Origin of the sequence: Azospirillum brasilense (genome assembly GCF_003349955.1) — a bacterium.
Lineage (GTDB): Bacteria > Pseudomonadota > Alphaproteobacteria > Azospirillales > Azospirillaceae > Azospirillum > Azospirillum brasilense_B.
On the sequence record NZ_QLKQ01000132.1, the window covers coordinates 1 to 10,130 of the forward strand.

Annotated in this window: 11 protein-coding genes; 2 read left to right on the top strand and 9 right to left on the bottom strand. The window is 68.0% G+C overall.

Annotation, left to right across the window (positions count from 1 at the left end):
• Positions 1-122: 122 nt before the first annotated feature.
• The 3 genes from purL to DXK32_RS30920 all read right to left on the bottom strand — a co-directional run bounded on the left by purL (position 123) and on the right by DXK32_RS30920 (position 4,168).
• Positions 123-2,303, bottom strand: coding sequence for a phosphoribosylformylglycinamidine synthase subunit PurL (gene purL / locus DXK32_RS30910; RefSeq protein ID WP_114862008.1), 2,181 nt, complete (start codon positions 2,301-2,303; stop codon positions 123-125).
• 32 nt (positions 2,304-2,335) lie between these two features.
• Positions 2,336-3,040 carry a phosphoribosylformylglycinamidine synthase subunit PurQ gene (gene purQ / locus DXK32_RS30915; RefSeq protein ID WP_014239512.1) on the bottom strand — a complete coding sequence of 235 codons (705 nt, stop codon included), beginning with the start codon at positions 3,038-3,040 and terminating at the stop codon, positions 2,336-2,338.
• A 198-nt stretch (positions 3,041-3,238) separates the two neighbouring features.
• Positions 3,239-4,168 (bottom strand): LysR substrate-binding domain-containing protein, encoded by a 930-nt coding sequence (locus DXK32_RS30920; protein ID WP_114862001.1) that lies wholly within the window; start codon positions 4,166-4,168, stop codon positions 3,239-3,241.
• 101 nt (positions 4,169-4,269) lie between these two features.
• Here DXK32_RS30920 and DXK32_RS30925 point away from each other — a divergent pair, with 101 nt between their 5' ends.
• Complete coding sequence (locus DXK32_RS30925; RefSeq protein WP_114862002.1) at positions 4,270-5,445, top strand: MFS transporter; 1,176 nt, start codon at positions 4,270-4,272, stop codon at positions 5,443-5,445.
• Between the two features lie 62 nt (positions 5,446-5,507).
• On the opposite strand, the gene DXK32_RS32480 is transcribed toward DXK32_RS30925, so the two are convergent.
• The 6 genes from DXK32_RS32480 to DXK32_RS30950 all read right to left on the bottom strand — a co-directional run bounded on the left by DXK32_RS32480 (position 5,508) and on the right by DXK32_RS30950 (position 9,551).
• Positions 5,508-6,020: a hypothetical protein gene (locus DXK32_RS32480; RefSeq protein ID WP_162801430.1), complete on the bottom strand. Its 513-nt coding sequence runs from the start codon at positions 6,018-6,020 to the stop codon at positions 5,508-5,510.
• Between the two features lie 150 nt (positions 6,021-6,170).
• The gene (locus DXK32_RS30930; RefSeq protein ID WP_114862003.1) at positions 6,171-6,857 is read right to left on the bottom strand and encodes an MOSC domain-containing protein; all 687 of its coding nucleotides are present in this window, start codon (positions 6,855-6,857) and stop codon (positions 6,171-6,173) included.
• Positions 6,854-7,507 (bottom strand): DNA-3-methyladenine glycosylase family protein, encoded by a 654-nt coding sequence (locus tag DXK32_RS30935; RefSeq protein WP_114862004.1) that lies wholly within the window; start codon positions 7,505-7,507, stop codon positions 6,854-6,856. The genes DXK32_RS30930 and DXK32_RS30935 overlap by 4 nt, the downstream gene beginning before the upstream one ends.
• A gap of 93 nt (positions 7,508-7,600) precedes the next feature.
• Positions 7,601-7,843 (bottom strand): phosphoribosylformylglycinamidine synthase subunit PurS, encoded by a 243-nt coding sequence (purS, locus tag DXK32_RS30940; protein ID WP_114862005.1) that lies wholly within the window; start codon positions 7,841-7,843, stop codon positions 7,601-7,603.
• Between the two features lie 47 nt (positions 7,844-7,890).
• Complete coding sequence (purC, locus tag DXK32_RS30945) at positions 7,891-8,655, bottom strand: phosphoribosylaminoimidazolesuccinocarboxamide synthase (RefSeq protein ID WP_014239519.1); 765 nt, start codon at positions 8,653-8,655, stop codon at positions 7,891-7,893.
• A 116-nt stretch (positions 8,656-8,771) separates the two neighbouring features.
• Positions 8,772-9,551, bottom strand: coding sequence for an NRDE family protein (locus DXK32_RS30950; protein WP_114862006.1), 780 nt, complete (start codon positions 9,549-9,551; stop codon positions 8,772-8,774).
• 152 nt (positions 9,552-9,703) lie between these two features.
• Here DXK32_RS30950 and DXK32_RS30955 point away from each other — a divergent pair, with 152 nt between their 5' ends.
• Positions 9,704-10,024 (top strand): DUF1476 domain-containing protein, encoded by a 321-nt coding sequence (locus DXK32_RS30955; RefSeq protein ID WP_114862007.1) that lies wholly within the window; start codon positions 9,704-9,706, stop codon positions 10,022-10,024.
• Positions 10,025-10,130: the final 106 nt, after the last annotated feature.

The following is a 10,130-nucleotide window of genomic DNA, read 5'->3' on the forward strand; positions in this document are numbered from 1 at the left end:
GCGGGGGAGGGAAGGGGCCCGCGGCGAAGCCGTGGGAAGGGTGGGGGCAACACCCCGCCCAAAACGAAAAGGCCGGACACATGGCCCGGCCTTCCGTTTTTCGACCCCTCAACCGCGTCCGCTCACTCGGCGGCGGCCATGTAGCCGGGCAGCCAGGCCTCGTTGGCCGCCTTCAGGCGGGCGATGGTGATCGCCTCGCCGCCGCGGCCGGTCAGGGCCGTGCCGTTGGTCTTGCCGAGCACGCTCACCGGCACGCCGGCGGCCTTGGCCTTCTCCTGGACGGCAGCGGCCTTGTCGGCGCGGACGGCCAGGACGTAGCGGCCCTGATCCTCGCCGAACAGGGTGCCGGCGTCCGCACCGTCGAGGCCCGACAGGTTGGCGCCGATGCCGCCGGCCATGGCCATCTCGGCCACGGTGACCAGCAGGCCGCCGTCCTGGATGTCGTGGCTCGACACCACCAGTCCCTCGGCGATCAGGCCGCGGACGAACTCGCCGTTGCGGCGCTCCACCGCCAGATCGACCGGCGGCGGCGGGCCGTCCTCGCGCCCCAGGATCTCCCGCAGGTAGAGCGACTGGCCGAGATGGCCCGTGCCCTCGCCGACGAGCAGGATGGTGTCGCCCTCGTTCTTGAAGGCGATGCCGACGGCGATCATGGCGTCGGGCAGCAGGCCGACGGCGCCGATGGCCGGGGTCGGCAGGATCGCCTCGCCGTTGGTCTCGTTGTAGAGCGACACGTTGCCCGACACGACCGGGAAGTCCAGCGCGCGGCAGGCGTCGGCCATGCCCTGGATGGCGCCGACGAACTGGCCCATGATCCGCGGCTTCTCGGGGTTGCCGAAGTTCATGTTGTCGGTGACGGCCAGCGGCAGGGCGCCGACGGCGGACAGGTTGCGGTACGCCTCGGCCACCGCCTGGGCGCCGCCGCGCACCGGGTCGGCGAGGCAGTAGCGCGGGGTGCAGTCGGTGGTGACCGCAATGCCCTTGCTCTGGCCGGGCAGCCGCACCACGCCCGCGTCGGCCTGACCGGACATGAAGCGGGTGTCGCCGTTCACGAGGCTGTCATACTGCTCCCAGATCCAGCGCTTGGACGCCTGATCGGGGCAGGACATGATCTTTTCCAGGATGTCGCCCAGCGTCTTGTCGGCCGGCAGGGCGCGCACGGCGTCCTCCAGCTCCGCGGCGGCCGGGGTCGGCTCCCACGGGCGGTCGTAGAGCGGCGAGGCGTTGGACACCGGCGCGATCGGCATGTCGCACCAGGTCTGGCCGTGCATCTTGATGACCAGCTTGCCGGTGTCGGTCAGCGTGCCGATCACGGCGAAGTCCAGCTCCCACTTGTCGAAGATCGCCTTGGCGACGTCCTCGCGGCCGGGCTTCAGGATGATCAGCATGCGCTCCTGGCTTTCGGAGAGCATGATCTCGTAGGGGGTCATCCCCTCCTCGCGCATCGGCACGTCGTCGAGCACCAGCTCGATGCCGAGCCCGCCCTTGCCGGCCATCTCGACCGAGGAGGAGGTGAGGCCCGCCGCACCCATGTCCTGGATGGCGACGATGGCGTCCGTCTCCATCAGCTCCAGGCAGGCCTCGATCAGCAGCTTCTCGGTGAAGGGGTCGCCGACCTGCACGGTCGGGCGCTTCTCCTCCGAATCCTCGCTGAACTCGGCCGACGCCATGGTGGCGCCGTGGATGCCGTCGCGGCCCGTCTTGGAGCCGACATAGACCACCGGGTTGCCGACGCCGGCAGCCGCCGAATAGAAGATCCGGTCGGCCTTGGCGACGCCCACGGTCATCGCGTTGACCAGGATGTTGCCGTTGTAGGCCGGGTGGAAGTTGGTCTCGCCACCGACCGTCGGCACGCCGACGCAGTTGCCGTAATGGGCGATGCCGGCGACCACGCCCGACACCAGATGGCGGGTCTTGGGATGCTCGGGCGCGCCGAAGCGCAGCGCGTTCATGTTGGCGATGGGCCGGGCGCCCATGGTGAACACGTCGCGCAGGATGCCGCCCACGCCCGTCGCAGCACCCTGGAAGGGCTCGATGTAGGACGGGTGGTTGTGGCTCTCCATCTTGAAGATGATGGCGTCGCCGTCGCCGGCATCGACCACGCCGGCGTTCTCGCCGGGGCCGCAGATGACCTGCGGGCCGGTGGTCGGCAGCGTCATCAGCCACTTCTTCGACGACTTGTAGGAGCAATGCTCCGACCACATCACCGAGATGATGCCCAGCTCCGTGTAGGTCGGCTGGCGCCCCAGGATCTCCAGGGCGTTGTTGTATTCCCCTTCGGACAGGCCGAACTCGCGGGCCATCTCCAGGGAGACTGCGGGCTGCTGCGCGGTGGTCACGACAGGGCCTCCACCAGACCATCGAACATGGGCTTGCCGTCGGTGTTGCCGTGGAAGGCGGACACCGCGTCCTCGGGGTGCGGCATCAGGCCGAGCACGGTGCGCTTGGCGTTGAAGATGCCGGCGATGTTGTCCAGCGAACCGTTCGGGTTCCAGTCGTTCCGGTTCCAGCGCGGGGCGGCGTCGCCCTCGTCGCTGACGTAGCGGAAGGCCACCTGGCCCTCGCCGTCCAGCCGCTTCACCGTCTCGGCGTCGGTCCAGTAGTTGCCGTCGCCGTGCGCCACGGGATAGCGGACGATCTGGCCCTTGCGGTACTTGGCCGTGAAGGGGCTGTCCGTGTTCTCCACGCGCAGATGCACGGTGCGGCAGATGAACTTCAGCTTGGCGTTGCGCATCAGCGCGCCGGGCAGCAGCCCCGCCTCGGTGATGATCTGGAAGCCGTTGCAGATGCCGAGCACCCGCACGCCCTGATCGGCCCGCGCCTTGACCTCGCGCATGATCGGCGAGTGCGCCGCCATGGCGCCGGAGCGCAGATAGTCGCCATAGGAGAAGCCGCCCGGCACGAGGATGAGATCGACCTTGGGCAGTTCGGTGTCGCGGTGCCAGACCAGATGCGGCTTGGTTCCGCTGGCGGCCTCCAGCGCGGCGACGGCGTCGCGTTCGCGGTTGGAGCCGGGGAAAACGATGACGGCGGCCTTCATGGGGCTTGGAAAATCCGGCGTCGTGGGGGGAACGGTTCGAGGCCGGACACTAAAGGCCCCGCCCCGCCAAAGCAAGGGCAAGGACCCATTCCGCAAAGCGAAACCCCTCTCCCGCCCCGGGAGAGGGAGGGGCCCGCCGCTTGCGGCGGGAGGGTGAGGGTTCGGCAACGGGCGGACAAATCGATCCTCGCACGACCCTCACCCGCCTGCTTCGCAGGCACCCTCTCCCGGGGCGGGAGAGGGATTGGCGGACGTCATGGCCTGTTCGCGCAGCCAATCGGGGAAGGCCGGCGCCTCGGTGTGGCCGCGCTGGCGGCTTTCCAGCAGGTAATAATGACCGGACACCACCCCCTCGGCCCCCAGCGGCGCGGTCAGCCGGCCGGTCTCCAGCGGGCGTTCCACGAACAGCCGCGGCACGATGGCGACGCCCAGCCCGTCCTCCGCCGCCTGGATGGCGAAGTAGGTGTGGTCGACCTCCATCCGGTTGCGGAAGGCGTCCAGCTCCAGCCCGTGCGCCGCGCTCCAGGCCGGCAGCAGGTCGGCGCGGGCGCGGATGGTGATGACCGTCCGGCGGGTCAGGTCGGCGGGGCTGCGCAGCGTCTCCAGCCCCGGCAGGGACGGGCTGCACACCGGCACGCAATGCTCGCGCATCAGCGGCAGCGGCTTCAGCCCGGCGAAATGGGCGGGGTCGCGGCGGATGGCGTAGTCGAAGGGCCGTCCGGTGTCGATCGGGCCGGGGGCGGTGGACAGCGACACCGCCAGATCCGGGAAGCGCTGCTGGAACAGGGGCAGGCGCGGCAGCAGCCAGTGCATGGCGAAGGTCGGTATGCAGTCCACCCGCAGCGTCCGCCGCCCGTCGCCGTCGAGCAGCGTGTCGGTCGCCTGCTGGATCTCGGTGAACAGGTCGGCGATGCGGGTGAAGTAGCGCGCCCCGGCCTCGGTCAGCCGGACCTGCCGCTGGCTGCGGTCGAACAGCGGAACGCCGAGGAAGAGTTCCAGGCTGCGGATCTGGCGGCTGACCGCGCCGGGGGTGACGTTCAGCTCCTCCGCGGCGAGGCGGAAGCTGGAATGGCGGGCGGCGGCGACGAAGGCGCGCAGGGCGTTCAGCGGCGGAAGGCGGGAGGGCATCCGTTGAGTTTTTCTCACCGGTCGGCGGAAGACAAGTCGTTTGTCGGCGCCCGACCGGCTGGCTAGGGTGCCTGCCGCTTTCCGTCGCCTCCTGGTCCGTCATGTCGCACATCACCCGCCGGCTGGTCTGGTTCCTTGGCGTCTCGCAGCTTCTGTGCTGGGGGATTTCCTATTACCTGATCGCCATCTTCGGGAATCCCATGGCCGCCGACCTGGGCCTGAGCCTGCCGGTGGCCTTTGGCGGCTTCACGGCGGCGCTGCTGGTCATGGGGGTGGTGTCGGGCAGCGTCGGGCGGGCCATTGACCGCTGGGGCGGGCGCCCGGTGATGGTCATCGGCTCGCTGCTGACGGCGGCGGGGTGCCTGGGGCTGGCCTCCTCGACGGGGCTGGTGAGCTATTACGCGTCCTGGCTGGTGCTGGGTCTGGCGATGCGGGCGAGCCTGTACGAGGCGGCCTTCGCCGCCCTGGCCCGACTGGGCGGCCCGCTGGCGCGGGTGCCGATCTCGCAGATCACGCTGCTGGGCGGGCTGGCCTCGACGGTGCTGTGGCCGGTGGGGCAGGCGATGGCCGACGCCTGGGGCTGGCGCGGCGCCTTGGTCGCCTACGCCGTCATCGCGCTTCTGACGGTCCCGCTGCACGCCGCCATCCCGTCCGACCGCTACGTGCGCCCGCCGGTGCCGGCCGGGACGGAGCCCGCCGGACCCGTGGACCCGCGACGGCGGGCCTGGGTGGCGCCTGTGTTCTACATGGTGATGACCACGGCGGTCGGCGTGCTGACCTCGGCGATGTCGGCGCACATGATCGGCATCCTGGTCGGGCTGGGGGCGGCGCCCGCCGCGGCGGTGTGGATTTCCACGGTGCGCGGCGTCGGCCAATCATCGGCCCGGCTGTGCGAGGTGCTGTCCGGTGGGCGCCTGCATCCCACCGTCCTGGCGCTGCTCGCCTGCGGGCTGCTGCTGCCCGGCTTTATCATCGGCTTGTGGAGCGGCGCGGTGCTGGCCGCCGGCGTCGCCTTCTCCCTGCTGTTCGGGGCGGGGGCCGGGCTGGCGACCATCGTGCGCGGCACGCTGCCGCTGGTGCTGTTCGACCCGCAGAGCTACGGCCGGACGGTCGGGCGTCTGCTGGTGCCGAGCTTCTACGCCGCCGCCCTGGCGCCGATGGGCTATGCGGTGATCATCGAGCGGGCCGGGGAGACGGCGGCGCTTCTGCTCTCCGCCGTCCTGGCGCTGGTGGCGGTGGGAGCGGCGGGCGTGCTGTGGGCGACCGCCCGCCGCTGATGGCAAAAATTGACATAAGCTTTCATTGATGCGGACACTATGCGCGTCCTGTTTGAATGTGCTCATTGTGAAATGCGTGATCGGTCAATAAATGATTTTGTTTGCAAAAGAAGGTTTTTAAGTTCGTCGAATTTATCAGGGCCATGAAGGAAAATAGACACTGAACCAGATGATATAGATGCCGCAACAGTACCGTTTCTTTGGATAAATGATGTAAATGAGAGGCCTTTGACCGTAGAAAATTCTGCTTGAGTTGAGGAGAATTTCGATATTCCTGGGTTTATTAGTTTTAACCTGTCGAGCGCTGCGCAAATACGGTCAATCTCATCGTATTCTATGACGGAGCTATCGCTCCTTTCGTACTGCTCATTTGATTTTAATTCAATAACAGCAAAATAATTCGCGTGTCTATTATCAACGTCTATCAATTCTCTCGCTGTAATTTTCAATTTTCCCAATCCAGACATTTGCCCAGATTCGTGGAAGCTATTGATCTTTATCCCGAGAGGGCCGCTATCATTGATGAATTCATCATAGTTTCCGTTGGAAAGATTGTTGCTTATGATCTGTCCCATTGCATACTCCTATAAGAATATTTGTTTGCAGTGTAGCGCTCAAAGTCTCCGATGATGTGCCATGGTCGTTTGGCTATTGAATTAGTCAAGTGAAAATTGAGAGTGAAGCATAGATATCCCTGGAGATAATTGTTCTCCAAGTGTTTGGGGCTAGTTACCGTTTAGTCGCTTCGACCAATCCTCGACGCCCTGGGTCAGCCGGCGCTCGGCCAGCGTGCGCCAGCTCTGGGCCAGCACGGGCAGGGCGGCCATCTCGGCGAGCGCCTCGCGGTTCTGCGTGTCCACATAGAGGACGTGGAGCAGCCGGGCGAGCGTCCAGTGCGGGTAGGGCCGCTCGACCAGGGCCAGCCGGTCGCCGGGGCCGATCTGGCCGGGTTCCGGCACGCGGTAGTACCAGCCGGTGCGCCCGGTGGTCTGGACGCGCTTGGCCATGTCGGGCACGGCGAAGCGGTGGTTGAGCTTCCAACAGGGCTGGCGGGCCTGGGCGACCTCCAGCAGGGCGGTGCCGGCGCGGAAGCGGTCGCCGACGCAGACGTCGGCCTCGGTCAGGCCCAGCGTCGCGAGGTTCTCGCCGAAGGCGCCGGGCTGGCCGAGCAGCGGCACGTCCCCGCCCAGCTCGTCCCGCCACGCCGGATGGTGGTCCAGCGGGTAGTGGTGGATGGCCTTGTCCGGCCCGCCATGGACGCGGCGGTCGGCCTGCTCGTCGTCCAGGAAGCCTTCGGGGCCGACCGCGCGCGGGCCGTCCACCGGGGACTTGGCGATGGCGCTGGTCCGCCCCGGCGGGCCGAAGGGGGCGGCCTTGCCGACAAGGACGGCGGTGATGGTGGTCTCGGTCACGGTGTCGTCTTTCCTTTGGGCGTCTTCTTGATCTTGACCGGCTTGAGGGCCCTGGCCTGCTCCTGCAGGGCCACGTAATGGTGCCACACCAGCTTGGCGGCGAGGCTGCGGTGCGGGCGCCAGGGCTCGGCGACGGCGAGGAGCTGCGCCGGGGTCGGCTTCTCCGCCCAGCCCTTCAGCCGCTGCACGCCGAGTTGGATGGCGAGATCGCCGACCGGCCAGATGTCGGGGCGGTCCATCGCCATCATCAGGTAGATTTCGGCGGTCCAGCGCCCGATGCCCTTCAGCGCGACCAGGGCGGCGATGGCCTCCTCGTCGTCCATCCTGTGAATGGCGTCGAAGTCCAGCCGCCCCTCCGCGACGGTCTGGGCCAGCCCGCGGGCGTAGCCGATCTTCTGGCGCGACAGGCCGCAGGCCCGCAGATCCTCGTCGGGCAGGGCCAGGATGGCATCCGGCGTCACCACCCCGACCATGCCCTGGAGCTTGGCCCACAGCGCCGCGGCGACCGTGGTGGAGAGCTGCTGCTCGATGATCAGGCAGAGCAGGCCGGAAAAGCCGTCCGGGCGGCGGAAGTCGCGCACCGTCGGACCGCCGACGCGCAGGGACTCGGCGAAGATGGGATCGAGCGCGGAGAGATGGTCGATGGACATGATCGAACGAAAATGGGGGATGCGCAGCGGTTGCGCATCCCCCATTTTCCGACAGGCAGGATTGAGCCGAGGAAGCCTCAGGCCATCAACCCCTCAGGCCACCAGCTCGATCGCGTAGTCTTCGATCACGGTGTTGGCCAGCAGCTTGGCACACATGGCCTCGACCTCCTTGCGGGCGGCGGCCTCGTCGGTGCTCTTGAGCTGAAGCTCGATGACCTTGCCGGCGCGGACGTCCTCGACGCCGTCGAAGCCCAGCGTGTGCAACGCGTGCGCGATGGCCTTGCCCTGGGGGTCGAGAACGCCGCGCTTGAGGGTGACGTGAACCTTCGCCTTCATCGGATGTCCGCTCGCTTGATGGTGCTGATGGGTTGGGGATAAGGGGATTACTGAACGGTCTTGGGGCCCTTGACGTCCACCGGGCCGCCTTCGGGCAGGATGCCGAGGCGCCGGGCGACCTCCTGGTAGGCCTCCTCGACCTGACCGAGGTCCTGGCGGAAGCGGTCCTTGTCCAGCTTCTCGTTGGTCTTGATGTCCCACAGGCGGCAGTTGTCGGGGCTGATCTCGTCGGCCAGGACGATGCGCATCTCCTCGTTCTCCCACAGCCGGCCGAACTCCAGCTTGAAGTCCACCAGCCGCAGGCCGATGCCAAGGAAGAGGCCCGACAGATAGTCGTTCACGCGGAGCGACAGGGCCACCATGTCGTCGAGGTCCTGCGGAGCCGCCCAGCCGAAGGCCGTGATGTGCTCCTCGGTGACCATGGGATTGTTCAGCTCGTCGGACTTGTAATAATACTCGATGATCGAGCGCGGCAGCGGGGTCCCCTCGGGGATGCCGAAGCGCTTGGACAGCGAGCCGGCGGCGGTGTTGCGCACGACCAGCTCGATGGGGATGATCTCGACCTCGCGAACCAGCTGCTCGCGCATGTTCAGACGGCGCACGAAGTGCGTCGGCACGCCGATTTCCGACAAACGGCTCATCAGGTATTCGGAGATGCGGTTGTTCAGCACCCCCTTGCCGGTGATGATGCCCTTCTTCTGGTTGTTGAAGGCGGTCGCGTCGTCCTTGAAGTACTGCACCAGCGTGCCCGGCTCCGGACCTTCGAACAGGACCTTCGCCTTGCCTTCGTAGATGCGCCGACGTCGTGTCATGAGAGATCGTCCAAAAACGTGTAGCCCGGGCCGACGGGTGACCGGTCCAGGGGATATGCACGAGTGATATAGCAAGCTGGCCCAGGGAACACAATGCGCGGGGTCCGCCGCCACACCTACCCCAACGAGACGGGCTGCCATGGCGCCTCGTGAGGACGGCCGGCGGCGAAGTGCCAGACGGGGTCGAGGTCCGGGCGCTCCACGGCGGGCAGGGCGATCAGCGCGCTCGACACCGTGCCGAATCCGCTGGGCAGCAGGAAGTTCATCGCCCCGCGCTCGCCGCGCTCGCCGTCGTCCCAGATTCGGCTCGCCAGCAGCTCCGGCCAGCCGCCCCACAGGCCCTCGGCGTCGCCCCGTTCCGGGTCGGGCGGCGCGGCGTGGCGGAAGAGGGGGAGATACTGGGCCTGCCGCGGGTCCTCCGCCACATCGTCGAGGTCGCTGGCGGTGACCATGTGCACGCCTGCGGGGATCTCGATCATCTCCGGGCGGTTGCGCGGGGAGGGGCCGCGGTGGACCAGCAGCCGGGCGTCGCGGTTGTCGGCGATCAGCAGGTTGAAGGGGCGGTAGGCCCGCGTGTCGAGCTGCGCCATGGCCAGCGCCGCCTCCGCCGCGTCGGCGAAGTCCAGCGCGTCCAGAACCAGCTCCCCGCGCGAGCGCTTGCCGGCCTCCGGCCCCAGCGTGCCCATGCGGTTCAGCACGGCGGCGATGACGCCCTCGTCGTTCAGGCCCAGCCAGGAGCCGCCGGCCAGCGCGTCCAGCCCGGCGACGACGTTGGGGCGGTCGGGCCAGTGGCGCGCCGGGGCCGTCCAGGGCCGCCCCGCCATTTCGTCGCGGTTGGCGCCCAGGATCAGGGGCCATGTTGCGTCCGGTCGTCGCAGGAGGATCACGCTGCACATGGGGAATCTTGCCTTCCGCTTCCCTCTTGGGTATGTCGCCGCACGCCGGATTCGCCGATTGGCCGGTGAGTGGGGGCGATGACGATGCCCGTTCCACCGGCTATATAGTCTTGTATCTGGGAGCGCAAAACCAATCCAAGGAGCCGGGTCCCATGACGACCTTCGACGAGCGCGAGAGGGCCTTCGAGAACAAGTTCCAGCACGACCAGGACCTGCTCTTCAGGATTCGCGCGCGCCGCGACCGGCTGGCGGGACTCTGGGCGGCGGGCCTGCTGGGCCTGACGGGGGGCGAGGCCGACGCCTACGCCCGCCAGATCATCGACGCCGACATTGCGGCCACCGGTCCGCACGACGTCCGCGACCGCCTGGCCGCCGACCTGCACGCCCGGGGCGTCGACATCTCCGACCACCGGGTCGAGAAGGAGCTTGCCCTGCTGCTGGACGTCGCCCGCCAGCAGGTGCACGCGGAGTAGAGGGCCTTGCCCCCTCCCTGACCCTCCCCCGCTGTCGCAGGGGAGGGGATGAAGCTCCCTCTCCTGCGAAGCGGGGGAGGGAAGGGGCCCACGGCGAAGCCGTGGG